The organism is Heyndrickxia sp. MSNUG (assembly GCF_049532715.1).
Lineage (GTDB): Bacteria > Bacillota > Bacilli > Bacillales > Cytobacillaceae > Mesobacillus.
This window is the reverse complement of sequence record NZ_CP150978.1, coordinates 2,393,453-2,410,226: the sequence shown is the minus strand read 5'-3', so window position 1 is coordinate 2,410,226 and position 16,774 is coordinate 2,393,453. Positions and strand designations below refer to the sequence as shown.

The 16,774-nt window shown below is 38.9% G+C and carries 17 protein-coding genes; 7 read left to right on the top strand and 10 right to left on the bottom strand.

Going from position 1 to position 16,774, the window contains the following annotated elements; genetic code table 11:
* Positions 1-107 precede the first annotated feature (107 nt).
* Positions 108-335, bottom strand: a complete 228-nt coding sequence (locus AABM38_RS12005) for a hypothetical protein (protein ID WP_423410597.1) — start codon at positions 333-335, stop codon at positions 108-110.
* Positions 336-1,625: 1,290 nt separating this feature from the next.
* On the opposite strand from AABM38_RS12005, the gene qoxA reads away from it, so the two are divergent.
* From qoxA to qoxD, 4 genes are read left to right on the top strand one after another with little or no spacing between them, the layout of a single operon-like run.
* Positions 1,626-2,651, top strand: a complete 1,026-nt coding sequence (qoxA, locus tag AABM38_RS12000; protein ID WP_423410722.1) for a cytochrome aa3 quinol oxidase subunit II — start codon at positions 1,626-1,628, stop codon at positions 2,649-2,651.
* Positions 2,641-4,617 carry a cytochrome aa3 quinol oxidase subunit I gene (gene qoxB, locus AABM38_RS11995; protein WP_423410596.1) on the top strand — a complete coding sequence of 659 codons (1,977 nt, stop codon included), beginning with the start codon at positions 2,641-2,643 and terminating at the stop codon, positions 4,615-4,617. The genes qoxA and qoxB overlap by 11 nt, the downstream gene beginning before the upstream one ends.
* Positions 4,607-5,212 (top strand): cytochrome aa3 quinol oxidase subunit III, encoded by a 606-nt coding sequence (gene qoxC / locus AABM38_RS11990; RefSeq protein ID WP_335378831.1) that lies wholly within the window; start codon positions 4,607-4,609, stop codon positions 5,210-5,212. The genes qoxB and qoxC overlap by 11 nt, the downstream gene beginning before the upstream one ends.
* Complete coding sequence (qoxD, locus tag AABM38_RS11985) at positions 5,213-5,512, top strand: cytochrome aa3 quinol oxidase subunit IV (RefSeq protein WP_423410595.1); 300 nt, start codon at positions 5,213-5,215, stop codon at positions 5,510-5,512. It abuts the gene before it with no gap.
* A gap of 127 nt (positions 5,513-5,639) precedes the next feature.
* On the opposite strand, the gene AABM38_RS11980 is transcribed toward qoxD, so the two are convergent.
* Positions 5,640-5,849 (bottom strand): hypothetical protein, encoded by a 210-nt coding sequence (locus AABM38_RS11980; RefSeq protein WP_423410594.1) that lies wholly within the window; start codon positions 5,847-5,849, stop codon positions 5,640-5,642.
* A 174-nt stretch (positions 5,850-6,023) separates the two neighbouring features.
* On the opposite strand from AABM38_RS11980, the gene AABM38_RS11975 reads away from it, so the two are divergent.
* Entirely contained in the window at positions 6,024-6,890 is an 867-nt protein-coding gene (locus tag AABM38_RS11975) for a phosphotransferase family protein (RefSeq protein ID WP_423410593.1), read from the top strand.
* A gap of 226 nt (positions 6,891-7,116) precedes the next feature.
* Here AABM38_RS11975 and AABM38_RS11970 read toward each other — a convergent pair whose 3' ends face one another.
* Positions 7,117-7,212, bottom strand: a complete 96-nt coding sequence (locus AABM38_RS11970; RefSeq protein ID WP_229365770.1) for a putative holin-like toxin — start codon at positions 7,210-7,212, stop codon at positions 7,117-7,119.
* Positions 7,213-7,412: 200 nt separating this feature from the next.
* A complete protein-coding gene (locus tag AABM38_RS11965; protein WP_423410592.1) occupies positions 7,413-8,228 on the bottom strand; it encodes a DUF2935 domain-containing protein in 816 nt (271 codons plus the stop codon).
* Positions 8,229-8,629: 401 nt separating this feature from the next.
* Here AABM38_RS11965 and AABM38_RS11960 point away from each other — a divergent pair, with 401 nt between their 5' ends.
* Together AABM38_RS11960 and AABM38_RS11955 are read left to right on the top strand one after the other, a co-directional pair.
* Positions 8,630-9,094 carry a hypothetical protein gene (locus AABM38_RS11960; RefSeq protein ID WP_423410591.1) on the top strand — a complete coding sequence of 155 codons (465 nt, stop codon included), beginning with the start codon at positions 8,630-8,632 and terminating at the stop codon, positions 9,092-9,094.
* Positions 9,095-9,181: 87 nt separating this feature from the next.
* On the top strand, positions 9,182-9,337 hold the full coding sequence (locus AABM38_RS11955; protein WP_423410590.1) for a hypothetical protein: 156 nt from the start codon (positions 9,182-9,184) through the stop codon (positions 9,335-9,337).
* Positions 9,338-9,391: 54 nt separating this feature from the next.
* Here AABM38_RS11955 and AABM38_RS11950 read toward each other — a convergent pair whose 3' ends face one another.
* From AABM38_RS11950 to AABM38_RS11925, 6 genes are all read right to left on the bottom strand, one after another.
* The gene (locus AABM38_RS11950; protein ID WP_423410589.1) at positions 9,392-11,206 is read right to left on the bottom strand and encodes a S9 family peptidase; all 1,815 of its coding nucleotides are present in this window, start codon (positions 11,204-11,206) and stop codon (positions 9,392-9,394) included.
* 150 nt (positions 11,207-11,356) lie between these two features.
* Complete coding sequence (locus AABM38_RS11945) at positions 11,357-12,523, bottom strand: TraB/GumN family protein (RefSeq protein ID WP_423410588.1); 1,167 nt, start codon at positions 12,521-12,523, stop codon at positions 11,357-11,359.
* Positions 12,524-13,226: 703 nt separating this feature from the next.
* Entirely contained in the window at positions 13,227-13,796 is a 570-nt protein-coding gene (locus tag AABM38_RS11940) for a YdhK family protein (RefSeq protein WP_423410587.1), read from the bottom strand.
* 386 nt (positions 13,797-14,182) lie between these two features.
* Positions 14,183-14,971: a GNAT family N-acetyltransferase gene (locus AABM38_RS11935; protein ID WP_423410586.1), complete on the bottom strand. Its 789-nt coding sequence runs from the start codon at positions 14,969-14,971 to the stop codon at positions 14,183-14,185.
* A 99-nt stretch (positions 14,972-15,070) separates the two neighbouring features.
* On the bottom strand, positions 15,071-16,012 hold the full coding sequence (locus AABM38_RS11930) for a lysostaphin resistance A-like protein (protein WP_423410585.1): 942 nt from the start codon (positions 16,010-16,012) through the stop codon (positions 15,071-15,073).
* Positions 16,013-16,120: 108 nt separating this feature from the next.
* Complete coding sequence (locus AABM38_RS11925) at positions 16,121-16,486, bottom strand: GNAT family N-acetyltransferase (RefSeq protein ID WP_423410584.1); 366 nt, start codon at positions 16,484-16,486, stop codon at positions 16,121-16,123.
* Positions 16,487-16,774 lie beyond the last annotated feature (288 nt).

Sequence of the window (16,774 nt, the reverse complement as noted above, 5' to 3'; positions counted from 1 at the left end):
TTTTCTCGGATTCGTTTATTGGTGTGTTGTATGTAGCCATTGATGATAAGATGGTTTTTTATTAGTTAATTTGTGAAGTATTTCACAAAAGTTTTCAAAAAAATATTTCACTCACAAACTGGATTTCTCGGAATTTTTTCAAAGGATAAATCCGTGATGTATCTTGAACCTCTTTTCACGATGATGACAAAGTTAACTGTCCAGATGTATGCCGGAATGTTATCATTTTCTGTGAACATCATCGCTTCAAACTCATCACCCGCTAATTCTTCAAAAACCTCCAGCGTATAAGTTTCAGTATCAGTTGAGAAAGGCTTAAATTCGCAATAAATCATTTACACTCACTCCTTTTTCCTTTTCTAATTAAAGAATATCACATGGTAAGAATAATAGTTTGTGAAAAATTGAACAAACTTTGAACTTTAATCATTTTAACCGAATACATGTTTTATAGGTAAAGGTGATTTTTTTAATACCTTAAAATTAAAGCGCTTTCATTTTAATTAATATTTTAATATAATAATTATATCCTGTATTCTATTAAGAAGGATTATTCCCCTTATTTAAAATTAAAAGAGTATGTACTTTCCTTATTCACTTCCTATTTTATAGGGACTGATAAAAAATTTAAACCCGATCATATTATAGGAGGTTTTCTGATTATTTTTATATGCTGGACATGATTCGGAAATTCTCCATTTCAATCTCATAATACTCTCTAAAATTGAAGCTTCTTATTCACCTTGTCCAATCTTATATAAATTAGACAGTTGATTTCAGCTCCAGATACTCGCTTTGTGCGAGTTCTCATCTTGGTCCGCTAATTCCTCATGACTTTGAATAGCTTCCACTAACCTTCCCCTCCCACGATGGAAATGCGTTAGAATTTTCTGAGGAGTCGATTGCCCTCACCTCCAATCAACAGTAAATTAACCTAGTTATTTATTAAATAAGAATTCTATATACATCCCGTTATTAGCTAAACACTATGAATCTTATTTTCATATTATCACCATAGATGCACTCACAAATAAACCTTAGTCCATTGGTCGGAATAACCATTGAAAAACTTATTATACTCTGTATAATTCATAGTAACTTTATAGGAATTGAAGAAATAATAAGGAGTGAATGGTTTGAGAGTTTATTTACATCGTTTGTCAAAGAAAAATGTCCGAGATGCTGCAGCATATTGGTAACGAAGGTCAGTGTCGATTCCAAATCGATCACAATTAAAATGTGTCCAAAAAAACTTTATCAAAAGGAATTTCATCCGGCTCTGGAAACTTATATTGAAAGTAATAAGATATCTTAAAATAGTATCCCCCGCTTGAACTCAGGGCCTCTTTAATAGAAACCCTGAGTTTTTGGCGTCAATCCCCTTCACAAACATTTCACAGGAATACCATTTTATGTTTTCATATTTTGTTCACAATTACCTTGTAAGGTGTACAAATTTCTATGTTAGAATCATTGTTATAAGTACACCGCTGTGATTTTTATCACACCTTTTGCCACTACTTACCGGCTATTTTAGTGGTAGTTTCGAAACCTTTGTGAACGAATGAGCAAAAGTATGTGATATAATGAACAAGGTTTTTATCTGAAAGGAGCTGCAGTCAGTGATGAAGAAATCAAAACTTCTATTGCTCTCACTCACCTCAATGATCGCCGTATTGTTATTGAGCGGCTGTGAGAATAATATGGTCGTGTTCAATCCAGAAGGACCGATCGCAAGGCAAATTCTCGATTTAATAAACTTTTCAATTGCATTGATGCTATTAGTTACGGTTGTCGTATTCGGCCTCTTCGCGTTCATTGTATGGAAATACCGAGAACGCAAGGATAATATGGGATATGAGCCGCCAGAAGAACATGGCAGCACTGTATTGGAAATCATATGGACTGTTATCCCGATCCTGATTATCGTCGCTTTAACCATTCCGACGGTAAAAACGATATATGCAATAGATGAAGTACCTAAAGGCTATGAAGACAAAGAACCTCTTGTCATTAAAGTGACTTCAGCTGACTGGAAATGGATTTTCAGTTATCCTGAGCAAGGAATTGAAACGGTTAACTACGTTAATATCCCTGAAGACCGTCCTGTTGATTTCAAGCTGACCTCAGCTGGAACGATGCAAAGCTTCTGGGTCCCTGCTCTTGGCGGCCAGAAATATACGATGGCACATGCTGAAACACAGCTTTATCTTGTAGCTGACAACCCTGGCTCATATGTTGGCCGTAATACGAACTTCAATGGTAAGGGATATGCTGGCATGGAGTTTGAAGTCTTGTCACAAACACAAGAAGAGTTTGATAAATGGGTTAAAGAAGTAAAAGAAACTGCTCCAAAGATGACACTGCCAGAGTATGAAAAAATGCTTGAGCCTTCTCACTTTGGACGGAAGACATTCTCAAACACTCACTTAGAATGGGTCGACCATTCTGACCATAATTCAAAGAATTACACAAATCCAGAAATGTATTATCCAGGACATGGCTGGCCAGGTAAGATCTTTGAAGATGAAAATAACTACAAAAACAAAAACGGCAAGAATGAGCAAACAAATCATGAAAACCATGAAAATATGAATCATAAAGAATCTGAAACTACTGACGAGCACGGGGGTGAGCATAGTGGGCATTAAATGGGATGAATTTTTTGTAACAGGCGATCCATTGATTTTCGCTTCACAAATCGGAATTGCCCTGACGATGGTTGGGATCATCGCTGCACTTACCTATTTTAAAAAGTGGAATTGGCTTTGGACTAATTGGCTGACCACTGTTGATCACAAGAAAATCGGGATCATGTACATCCTGGTCGGAGTGGTCATGTTTTTCCGCGGTGGTATTGACGGCTTGATGATGAAAGGCCAGACAGCCGTTCCTGAAAATACATTTTTAAACGCGCAGCACTATAATGAAGTATTCACCACACACGGTGTCATCATGATTCTTTTCGTTGCGATGCCGCTATTGATTGGACTTATGAACTTTGTGGTTCCGCTGCAAATCGGGGCCCGTGACGTTGCTTTTCCACAGTTGAACGCCCTTAGCTTCTGGCTTACAGTAGCCGGTGCGGCGCTCTTCAATATTTCGTTCATCATTGGTGGTTCACCGGATGCCGGCTGGACTTCCTACTTCCCTCTGGCAGGCAAGGAATTTAGTCCTGGCATCGGGAACAACTTTTACGCAGTAGCCTTGCAAATTGCAGGTGCTGGTACATTGATGACTGGTATTAACTTCGTTGTCACAGTGTTAAAAATGAGAACAAAAGGCATGACATTGATGAGGATGCCGATGTTCAGTTGGACATCTTTCATCACATCAATCATTATTGTAGCGAGCTTCCCTATTTTTACAGTAGCTCTTGCTTTAATGACATTTGACCGCACATTCGGTACCCATTTCTTCACTATATCTGGTGGCGGTATGGATATGCTTTGGGCCAACCTATTTTGGCTTTGGGGACATCCAGAAGTTTATATCGTTGTTCTGCCTGCATTCGGTATGCTGTCAGATATCATTTCAACTTTTTCTAGAAAAACGCTTTACGGTTATAAATCAATGGTCATTTCCATTATCATGATCTCGGTTTTAAGTATGCTTGTATGGGTTCACCACTTCTTTACAATGGGCAACAGTGCTGGTGTAAACTCATTCTTCTCGATTACAACAATGGCAATCGCCATCCCTACTGGGGTTAAAGTATTTAACTGGCTATTCACAATGAGAAAAGGCCGAATTAAGTTTACGACTGCAATGCTCTGGTCACTTGCATTTGTACCGAACTTTGTCATCGGTGGTGTAACTGGTGTCATGCTTGCTATGGCAGCAGCTGACTATCAGTATCACAACACATTATTCCTAGTGGCCCACTTCCACTATGTATTAATACCAGGTGTAGTGTTCCCTATTTTTGCTGGCCTTTACTTCTGGTGGCCGAAGATGTTCGGCTATATGCTGAACGAAAAAATTGGTAAATGGCATTTCTGGCTATTTGTAATCGGCTTTAATGTCACATTCATGCCAATGTTCTTCCTTGGCCTAGACGGTGCGGTACGCCGTGCTTACACCTATTCAGCAGATACGGGCTTTGCTCCGTTAATGATGGTGTCAGCAATCGGTTCTGTGATTCTTGCTGCTGGTTTTGCTGCACTTGTTTACAACATCTATTGGAGCGCGCGTCATGCAGACCGCAATATTGGAAATGATCCATGGGATGCGAGGACTCTAGAGTGGGCAACTGCTACTCCTGTCCAGCACTATAATTTCGCTTCCCTTCCAGATGTGAAAAAGGTCGATGCTTTCTGGCATATGAAAAAGAACAATGAAATCCAGCCATTGAGCGAAGATGAAATTGAAGAAATCCACTTGCCAAGCAATACATGGATCCCAATTTACATGGGTGCCGTGTTCGGAATCGCAGGCTTCCTGCTTGTATTCGAGTGGACAATTGCTGCAGGTGTAGCTGCTCTTGGAATCTTTGCTGGTCTTGCTTTCCGTTCATTTGATTATGATGAAGGCTTCCACGTGCACAAGGATGAAATCATTGAAACAGAAAGCAAATGGAGAAATGTACGCAAAGGAGTGAAGAACCATGTCAGCTAAAGTCAATGCAGCTTTGCCGCTTGAATACCAGACTGAACAAAACAGGATGAACATCCTTGGCTTCTGGATCTTCCTTGGAGCGGAAATCGTACTTTTTGCCACTTTATTCGGTGTGTACGGTGTCCTTGGACACCGTCATGCCGGCGGCCCGACACAACAGGATATCTTTGTTGTAAAAGACGTGATGATCCAGACCTTCCTATTGTTAACAAGCAGTTTCACTATGGGAATTTCCATCCATGAGATGCGCCGCAGCAATATTAAAGGCATGCTGATGTGGCTAGTATTTACACTGCTGCTCGGCGGCGGCTTCTTGTTCATGGAAGTGCGAGAATTCATGCATTACGTACATGAAGGTGCGACTATGCAAACAAGCGCGTTCCTTTCAAGCTTCTTTGTTCTGCTTGGCACGCACGGCTTGCACGTCACGATTGGTATCGGCTGGGCTACTTTGTTGATCATCCAGATCCTAAAGCGCGGATTGACGCCAATCACTGCGCGTAAGACATTCATCTTCGGTCTTTACTGGCACTTCCTTGACGTAGTTTGGATTTTCATCTTCACATTCGTATATTTAAGAGGGTTGGTGATGTAAATGGATAATCACTCAAAAGGTTTCCCAATCAGCCATGTCCTTGGATTCTTCATGTCACTCATCCTAACATTAGGAGCTGCTTGGGTTGCCCTTCAAACTTCATTATCGATGAAAGCTATTATGTGGGTCATCGGTTCCCTTGCAGTTGTCCAGGCTGGTATCCAGCTGTATATGTTCATGCATATCAATGAAGGCGAAGACAAGGTGACAAACAATATTAACATTCTTTACTCTGCGTTCATCGCAGTCGTGATTGTAGCAGGATCAATCTGGGTCATGTATTCAGGACATTCACATTAAACATAAATGGAAAACAGGCGTTCCAAGCGGAGCGCCTGTTTTTTTATTATTGGCAGTCTTTCAATAAAATTTTTGCCACTTGAAAGCAATTCCCCTTAGATTTCACCTGCAAAAATGCAGCGATGCATTACGCAAGTTCCCCTTTATGCCCCTTGATCACGCGCAGTCTTGGCAGCTTCCCTTCCTTTTTAAAAAGAGAAAACATCGCATAATTGAACACTGCAAGGAAAAGCGATAATACAGCGTGCTGAAAACCATGCGTATACAATGCTAAGAATCCGCTTACAAAACAATAAATGCTGACTACCAGATAAAAATACATAAGAAGCTTCCCCACTTCTCATTCCCCCACTTTTTCGTTTGTAATAATATTAACAGAATTTACGAAAAAATGTCACATAATGTTCACAAATAGTTCATTATTTTTTCACATTAGCATCTTTTATTCTGACCATACATCGTACTTAAAATATAATTAAGCCAAATTCAATTAAGAAATGAGTGGACAAATTTGACAGAGGATCTATTAAAAGAGCTTTTTAAAGAACAATATGGCGATTTCCATCCTGTCAGGTTAAATGGGGGCTACACCAATGAAACATTTCTTTTAAATGGCACAAGTCCGCCGCTTGTGGCCAAAGTTGCTCGTTCAAATAATCAGGACATTGAAAATGAAGTGAATTCTCTAAAGCTCCTTCACGATTCGGGTATTTCTCCTATTTTGCATGAACATAAAGAAACCATAAACCTGCAGGTCACTTTATCGGAATTTTGCGAAGGTCAAAATGGACAATCCATTGTCGATCATAATGATCTAGAAAGAACTAGAGTATTGTATAAAAGAATGGCAGCTATACTTGCTAAGAGCATTCATTCCAGGAAATATGCGAATGACTCATACGGAATCAGAACATCGAATATGAATGAATTGAATTATCATCTTGCGTTCGTTCCAGAAGTGCTTGCTGAGCAATCAATGGATTTTCTAAAAAGAGTAAATGATCTGCCAGCTGAATGGGTTTTAATCCACGGTGATTACGGGGTGCACAATGTGCTTTTGAGCGAAGCTGATCATCTAACAGTATTGGATTGGGAATGGGCTGAATGGGGAAATCCTTTATCCGATGTGAGCTGGGTATGCTGGTTTACACATCTGCATTACAAAGAATATGCAAAATCATTAAATCCATTGTTTATTGAAGAATATCAACATTTTAGTCAGACTAACTTTTCTTCTGATGAACTCAAGGCTTATTGCTTATATAAAGTTTGGAAGGTTTTAAATAAACTTGATCATTCGCCGCTGGAGGACCAGCAAGAGTGGGTGCGTAGACTGGAATGGACATTACAAACGGATATTTTTGATTTTGTTTGCTAAATGCTCTTCTAAAGCCCAGTGAGAATCTGGAGATTTCTAAAAAATATTGTACTTTGTGCTCTTTAATTGATAATGTTTTCGTTTATGTATATAATTTACATATAAACAACATAAATTAAAAAGAGTCCCGGCGGCAACCGGAACTCTAGTGTACAGCAAGCTGCCTGAAGTGCAGCGGCCGCTTAAAATAGAAATAACCTATTCCAACATTGGCGTGCAGGGTAGGTTATTTCTTTTTGTTTGAAGAAATACCAATGGCAATTACGGCAACGATCAGTGTCGCGAAACTCACAACCAAATTCATTGCCTCATAAGTTACCAACAGCATCACCCCCCTTCTATCGAAATGGAGGTGACCTCTGCCCACCCTGCAATTTGCTGTACGAGCAAATTATACCATATTTTAACTCCCCCTCCTAACATGCAAAAAGACTCAAATTATTTTCAAATTGATCAACAAAATCATGGGCCTGGCTTATAAAAGAGGGCTTTTTCTTGATTCCATGGTGATAGTTTATCCAATCAATGAAAAGACGGTTTTACTAGCGAACAATTGCTGATTTCTGCTTTCAATTTCGGATCATAATAACTTAGCTTGGTGAGGAAATAACAGGTTTCAGGGAAATGATGCTCCAAAAAGCGAAGGTCTGTTTTGTTGAGCAGTTTATTTGATTTAAATTTGTCCACCATGCCGATGATAAAGCGATTCATTTCCAGGGTGGTGCTTCCCACGTCATGAATAAATTCTCTTTGGCGTGCAAAACCGGGTTCTTTTACGCGTAAAAATCCTTTTAACTGATGGTTCTGAACAATAAAAAGTTGGTATTTGCTAATGTAAGCTTCTGCCTGTCTTTTCGCCATGACCTCAATCGGATCTAACATATTTTCGAATAGCACTGCGTGGCCTAACTGATCCTCAAGCCAAAGATCCATCAATTCTGGCAGTGGGAGAGGTACGGGGTCTTTTCCCTCTGCCAGCTGGCTTAATATCCTCAAATATTCTGCATTTTCAATCTGAGTCCCATTAAAATAAGAGGGAGATAAATTCAGATTAACTTTGTTATCAATTCTTAATGCCTGTAAATGGCCCTCAAAATCAAGATACCCTTTTGCAACAGGCCAAACCTGGCCTGCAAATTCAATCATTTGCCTGTCAAAATAATTTGCTGTACGGGGAATCGTGTTTAAAACGGTTAAAAGCTCTCCGTATAAATGAATGTACTGCTGTGCCATATTTACATACTGTACCTCGGATGGGGATAAATGATCCCTTACAAAAAAGGCGTGATCCTGGAGCATCTCCAGCCAAAATAAATGTTCATCCCATAAAGAAATCATCCTAGTTCTTCCTCCTTTATTTCCTCGAGCTCTCTTCGAAAGGTTTTAAATCTAGTGGCATTTATTTTGGTAGTAAAAAAATATAATGTTGGCATCCTAAATTTCAGTGAAATTTAGACCGCAATACAAACGCTTTCAAAAAAGTCTTATTTTAATAAATACGGTCAAAAGGAAGTAGAAATGATTTATTTGCTAAATTTTTTTGGCGAAAATTAAATAGCATGCTTACATTCGCTCAATTCATCAGATGGTTAACATCAACAAGGGAATACAATCCAATTTTTATATTCATTTCCTTAGAAATAAAATTAATCAAGACCTTCACTCATCTTTTACCTGATTTAAGGAATAATAAAAAAATCCAACATTAAATCATTTCTTCCTTTAAAGGGTGTTGTGTAATGAAGAAGTCTAAATTTTTCATTTTGCTATTAACAATATTGCCGTGGCTTACCTTCCCTCTTCTGGGAAAACGCACGATTAAAAAGTTCCTTCCTGGCGCCTTATTCATGGGTATTTATGTAACATTTGAAGGAATGCTCGCAGAGAAGAGAAAATGGTGGTGGTGGCCTGTTAACGTCAAACCTAATGTCTTAGGTGAACTCCCTTTAATTTGGGGACCCTTCTTCGTGGGTTCATTTTGGATCTTAAAATATACTTATAAAAAATTCAGCCTGTATGTATTAGTCAATCTCCTAGTTGATTCTTTTTTCACCATTTTCATGCTTGAATTATTTAAAAAAGTCGGCTACGGCTATCTTGTAAGAATAAACAAACTTCAATTGTCCATTATTTTTTTAATAAAATCGTTTGTAATGTATGGATTCCAGGTGTTTTACGATAAAGTGATCCGCGGAGAAGGATGAGCCATCCATTTCCAGCACTTTGCAAATTAAGCTTTTTCAGATATGAGCATACTAAAAAAAACGTTAAGAAAGCGAGCTGACATCTAAATGTCAAAACAAGGCAGACAAAATAATAATCAAACACGAGAGCGTATCGAGAAACAGGATAAAAGAAACGATATTGAATTAGGTACAGAATTTGAGGTAGGAAACTCCAAATCACAAAGCCAGAAGAAAAGCGGTAAGCAAGTAAATAAAAAATAATGAAAAAAGCTTGAGGAATGTGACCCTCAAGCTTTTATACTTTCATTGATCGAATTATTCAGCTAGGACTTTGCCTGTGTCTGCTGTTACAAATTGGTCAAAGAATTCGAGAATGGTACGGTTGACAAGGATTTCATTCGACTTCTTCGAGAAACCGTGCCCTTCGTCATCCAGGACAAGATATTTTACATCCCTGCCTTTATCCTGCAGTACTTTTACGATTTGGTCGGATTCCTGCTTCACAACTCTTGGATCGTTTGCTCCCTGGATGATTAACATTGGCTTCGTCATGGTATCCAAGTACGTGATTGGTGAATACTCCGTGAGCTTGTCGAAATCCTTTTCTGGATCGCCAACCCATTGATTCATGACTGGTTTCCAGTGCTCTGGTACTGATTCGATAAACGAGAAAAGATTGGAAGGACCGAAAATATCTACTACTGCCTTGAAATACTCCGGATGGCGCCCATGCAATAATAGAGCCATATAACCGCCAAAACTGCCGCCCATTAATAAAGTTTTGTCTCGATCTGCAATCCCATTTTCGTATAGGTATTCAAGTCCTGCAATATTATCCAGGCGTGGTCCCTCTCCCCAATTTCCTTCAACCATTTTTGTAAACGAAAGACCATATCCAGTTGATCCGCGGAAATTTGGCGCGAAAATGCTATAACCCCGATTCACGAGAAATTGGAACATGGCACGGAAATTATTACGCTCTGCTGCCTGCGGACCACCGTGCGGCCACAGAATAACGTGACCATTATCTGCCTCTTCTTTCGGCTTAAAGAATAATGCCTCTATAGGGAGCCCGTCAAAAGATGCGTAAGTCAGGACTTCAGGCTGTGCAAGGGCATTTTCTTTTACCCCCGGGACTGCCAGATTGGTCAACTGCTTCCATTCAGGACTGCCAGCTTCGTTTTGAAAAATATTATACGGCTTTGCAGCTGAACCGGCTAAAAGATAGATATTACCGCTTTTTGCTACTGTTAAACCCTGGACGACAGTGGCAGGCAATTCTACTTTTTTATAATGTCCAGTTTCTAATTCATATCGGTACAAATAATCATTTACACCCTTTGATGCTAACAAATAAAGGGATTGTGAATTTTTATCATATCGAACCGTTTCAATTTCTTCTTTTTCAATAGCAAGTACCTTTGTAAAATTCAAGGTATCCAGATTAAATTTCGCCAAGTAGGAAAAGTCTTCGCCAAACGTAGTGACAAAGAAATAGTCTCTCTCAACAAATACACCCTCGCCAACTGTGAACTGATCATCGGTTTCTGGTGTAAGAGAGTAGGATTGCCCATCTTGAAGGACGTAGCCCGGCGCATATGTATTTGCAAATTGCTTAACATACACACAGCTGTTTTCATCCTCATTAACATTTACTAAAAAACAGGCTGCCTCGGAGCCTTCCAGCAACAGGCTTTCTTCACCTGTTTCAATGTCATATTGATAGATATTTAGATACATTTCATTCCCTTTAGTGGATGTATAATAAAGTCTGCTTCCGTCTTTAGATAAAATTGGATTCATATGGCGTTCCCCTTCAGCTACCCGCAGGTCCACCAGCTCTCCCCCAGCAGGAGGAAGTGCATATAACTGGGCATTTTCATCACCATCATGATCAAAACCCACAACGATAAAACTTCCATTTTCTGAATATCTTAAAGCATGACAGCTCTGATCAACAAATGTTAGTGGGTATGGATATTGATTGGGTAAATCCATTGCCCACAAATTATACTTTCCAGTAAGATTGGTGCTGAAAACGACTTGTTTTTCATCTGGACTTACTGTAAACGCTTGAATATTGAATGTGCGATAAAAATTCTCGATATCCGGTTTGTTAAAATTCACCAAAAAAACCCACCCCTATTTTCTAAAATTATACATTTAACTATACTGACAACTTATCCGAAAAATTCTGAAATGTCTAGTAAATATATCTAACATTAGAAAAAAAGGATGGAATCATTGTAGTGATTCCATCCCATGATGCATTTGATTAAATTAGAAGTTTTCAAAAAATGTTTTAATGACATCTGCACCGCCAATGAATGTTCCGATTGATGCTCCAATATTTGACAGTACAACAATCAGAAGGATCCGGCTTACCTTATTGCGCCAGAATCCTTTTACACTAAATACGTCTTCTGACAGAGTTTCAAAGTCCTTAACGCTCGGACGACGAATATGGGCTTGGGCAAGACCAGCAAACCAGCCAGCTGCCAGCAATGGATGCAGTGCAGTGAACGGTGCGGCCACAAATGCAGTAAGAATCGTTAATGGATGCCCCATTGCAATAGCTGTTCCAAGTGCTGAAAGTGATCCCGTCCATAGAATCCAGCTTACCGATTGATCAAGTCCTGCATTCGGATTTGCAAAAAACGTAATCACAATAAGTGCGACAATCATAATCGGAAGTGCCCAGCCGATGATTTTCGGCCATTTAGATTTAGGCGGAATTGCGTTCAGCTTCTTTAAATCCTGCTCTTTTTTAATTTCTTCTTTTATACCAGGTACGTGCGCAGCCCCAAGGACGGCGACAATCTTTTCACCCGGCGCATCCTTAATTTTCTGGGCAAGATACTGATCTCGCTCATCAATTAAAGGCTTCTTTAAACGCGGGAAACTTTCAGTAAATTCATTGAGCATGGCATTGATGGTATCCTGCTCCTTCATCTTCTCCAGTTCTTCCTCAGAAATACTGTCATGGCTGAATATACTGGTGATGATTTGAGTGAGCAGCATGGACTTCCCTCTCAGACCGAGATTACCCCAAATTCGTGAAAAAGTAATCTGGATATTCCGGTCAGCTAGCACTAGATTCGCGCCTGCTTCTTTAGCGGATTCGATTCCCTGGACCATTTCCTGTCCCGCTTTAATTCCAAGTTCCTTAGCCATACGGTTTTGGAAAGAAGAAATTGCAAGATTCATTAATAGCAATGACGCTCGCTTTTGCTTGATGACCTGGATAATGTCCATTTCCTTCCACTTGGCACCTTCAGTGATCGTTTGATACCTTTGTTCATCCAGCTCTACACAAACGGAATCAGGCCTTTCGGCTTCAATAACTTCCTTTACTTGCTCCGCGCTGTGTTTTGAAACGTGGGCCGTACCAATCAGTATGTATTCTTTTCCATCTAAATTAATTCTCGTTATGTTATCCTCGATCATAGATACCTTCCTTTAAATAGACCAAGCGGCCTTGCCCAGCGGCAAACCATTATGTACAGTCTTATATATTAAACATTTTAACAATGTTAGTGTTTCATTTTTCCATTATAACATGAACCATTGGTCTAATTACCAAAGAATCTATCATTTGATTCACTTACTTTTGTGAATTGACTGTATCGTATGAATTATAAAGGAAATTCTGATTGCATTGCCTACAAAACATTAAGATTTATTCAAATCAAGTAATGAATCTTATAATCGAAATAGCTCATATACACTAAAGGAACAAGCTTGAAACGTTTAATACCCCAGGATGATTTCAATGAAGGTTATTGGAACAATCTAATCCTGTTTTTTAACCTTAGGTGGTTCCAATGAAAACAAAAAACTGCACAAGAGTCATAATTTCTGACTACTTGTGCAGCTTTTCTAGTCCATACTTGTCATTTACTTGGAATATGTTGTTTTCAGCTTAGTTGATTTTCGGTTATTCATCATTTTTTTAACCACAGGATACAAAACTGGTCCCCATTTGATTGCCATTCTGATTAATTTATTCATGAGTCTTACCTCCTCATTTGTTACTGTATATATACCCGGGCTATAGGTAAGACAATCCTGCATTTTTTTGGAAGATTCTTTTTTGCAGCTATAAAAAACAAACCCCAATCCCATAGGAATCGGGGTAACACCATGATTTTTATTTTGCAGAGGAAAGTTCACTTTCAGTAACCCACTGGTGGTTTGTTACTTTTTCAGATCCGTCAGTAGGGGTAAAATCCACCATATATACTGTCGTTTGCTCCGCTGTATCGATTACTGCCTTTGCTCCCTTCATACCTTCCATATGATCCGTATTAATGATTGCCTCATCACCAGCTTTTAATGGCTGATCCCCGGCATCCTTCAGCTCTTCATGGATGACCCACTTATGATTTTCAACCCTTAGACCACCGTTCGTCGGGTCATATGACAAAGAATAAACAACCGTATCATAAGCACCAACTATCGTAGCTTCAGCACCATCCATGCCCGGCATATGGTCTTCAATAATGACCGCCTTGCTGCCAACTTTATAGGCAGGGTTTTCTTCATTCTTTAAACCTTCAGGAATCTCCCCTGAACCAGAATGCTCCATATTGGCATGACTGCTATGATCTCCACTGCTCTCCTTGCCAGCGTTTTCTGCTTGATCCCCTGAACATGCCGATATAAAGAATGCAGTAGCAAAGGAAATCATCAACATTAAAAATTTGCTTTTGAATTTCATAAATATCTCTCCTCTATAGTTGATAAGTATTTTATAACAGGAAATTGTGCAGAAAATATCGAGCAGCTATTTAGAAGAGTTTTTTTATCTATTCTGGGTAACCAAAAGGCTTTTTTGGTGTCTTATTTTTCTAAGTTTTCCTATAGGTAATTCTTAGGTCTTAATGATGAACTTTTAATCCAATATTTAACTTTTTCGGTCACTAAGGAGCGTTATTGGTGACCTGTTTTTCAAATTTTTCACTTTTTTTGGTCACCATGGAGCCTTAGTGGTGACCTTTTTAGTTTTCAACCAACATGAAAAAACTGTAGACTAGCTCGCTTTTATCGAGTTAGTCTACAGTTTGAACCTCTCTTCATCCAAAGAGAGTTCCTATACGATGATCACTATTTTCCTTCGCGAATTTCCATGATACTTTTTCCGCCTGCGAATGCATGGATCGTGGTTATATTTCCCAGTGTCTTAAATCCATACCGATTATATACCTTTTCGACCGGGTCGCTGATTGGGAACACCCATAAGTGGCTGAACCCTCCATCATGGACTTCCTGCTGGATATGGCGTATCAACTTGCCAATCAAGCCTTTTCCACGGTATTCTTCTAATGTGGCAACACTTTCAAGCCTCGCCTGGTTTCCATCATGAAATATACATGCAGTCGAACATGCGACTCCCTTATACCTAAGCAAAAAGTGAGTAAATCCAGGATGCTTAATTTCTTCCTTTAATGCCTCTTCCCTGATTGCCCCGCCGAATTCTTTGATGGTAATCTCAATATCGATTGCTTCTCGAAGATTCTTTTCAGTTACCTTTTCGATTGAAAAGTCTTCACCTAATGGAGTATCTGAGAGATTGTTGTCCCATAGTTGCACTGGTCCTCCCAGTTCTTCACTACGAAATCCTGCACTATTCAACTCTTTAAGTAAAGCTGCATAATCCTCATGATTATAAATATAAAACCTTGGAATGATATTCTTCTCTTTATAAAAGTCACTTACTTCCTGTACTACCTCTGCTGGATCATCGACTGCCTTACTAATCTGAGCATGATTCGCATCATAGTATTTAGGCTGCCTTTCATTGTAAAATATGGTTCCCCATGTCTTGTCCAGTCTATTGGTAAACGTACTGATATACGCTCGATCTAATTCAAGTACCTTATTTAATAATTCCATTTTCATTCCCCATCTTTCAGCAAAATCAAAAGCACAACAATGTTTATTCGGCTCCAATCCTCAGAGTAACGCTCTCCAAGCATTAATTACATCATCCAATTATTTAAACGAACTATGAATATCCTGTTCCAATTCATCATTTATTGTTTTCTTGTTATCAAAATTTTTGATGGAATAGTAGGTGAACACAGAAAGCGAAATAACTGTCCAGAGCAAGGTGGTTTTTGGGTTAATATTATCAATCACAAATAATGATGGAAGTTTTCCAAATACAGAGTCATCCATTGTCAAAAACCAGCCTATAAACATATTATTTGCTGCATGAGCACCAATCGTCAGTTCTGCACTATTCGTCCTCGCGGTAATGTAGCACCATAAAATACCTGAAAGGACATAATCACTGCCAACAAAGAAGGCAGAATAGTTCATTTCCGGATTTGAAAAATGCAGTGCACCAAAAATGCTTCCAACAATAATCGATAAAACCAAAGGATGTGACACTTTTCGGCCAAACCACTGCATCAAATATCCTCTGAAAAAGACCTCTTCGGCGGTTGTCTGAATAGGCGTTAAAATTAAAACAAATAAAAACAAGAAAAGAAAATCCTGAACCTGAATGTTATTTAACGAATAATCTTGCGGATTAAATAGAGCATCCACAATTGTCGTCACTGTGAGAAGGCAGAAAAATAAACCGAAGCCCCAAAAGACCCTTTTCCAATTAATCTTTTCGTTTGGTGTAATAAGTGTTTTAAGTTTTCTTTTATGAATGAGTTTTATGAATAAGGCCATACCTAGAATCCAAATGACATAGGTCAGATTCGAAAAAATAAAATCAAATTCCGGTCTTACATTTACCCCGACCATTTCCTTGAAATCAAAATAGGTTTGATCATTTCCATCTTTCTCCGCAAAAATAATTAGTGCGAGAAAATAAATAATGGAACCAAGAAACATCGAGAACATAAAAAGGAAAAAAGAAGAAGTGTACCTTTTCCAATTATTGATCCCCTGGTTCATCTTTATGAAATTTTGTTCCAAAATTGTTGCCCCCTACACTCAAAGTACAAGACACTAGAAAATTATACCATGTATACAATTTTTTTCTATCAATTTTCTCTAATGAAATTCGCAAGTTATAGACGACAACTAAATGCCGTCTTCAACTATCTTCTTTTCTAAAATCCAAAGTGGTTTTTCCTTAAAATTGATTTCCTCCACCTTCTGAAAACTATTCTTCTCCCAAAATTGCATTCCTGTGCTATTGTCGGAAAAGCACCCTAACCTGACTTCTGTAATATTTCTGCCTCTCATTAATTCTTCATATTTAGCGAGTGCTTTGCCGGCAAAGGATTTTCGAGTCCAATCCTTGCGAATGATCAGCAATCCGAGCCATGGTTTTTTGTCACGTGGATTTTCCATGATAAAATCAACGATCCCTATGAAGTCATCACCCACTTTAATTAAGTATCGTTCCTTGTCAAGTCCATCCCCTTCTTCATGCTCCTCAAGCAAATCCTCATCGCTTTAAAGCTTTTTTCCATCCGCCAGCAAGTTATACTCTGGATGCGTATTCATAATTTCCCTTTCAACCATAATCAAATCTCTCTTACTCTCATAAAATTCCAACCTAAACTCTCCCCTGCATATTAATATCAAAACCACTTATAAATACCAAATGGCTTCCCTGTGTGATCCCTTTTAGTCATTCTGATGGACAATTGCCAGCAGCCGAGGATCCCCCCACTTTCCGTTGATAGTGACTTTCTTTCGCGTAATGCTTTCCTTAAGAAAGCTGGCTTT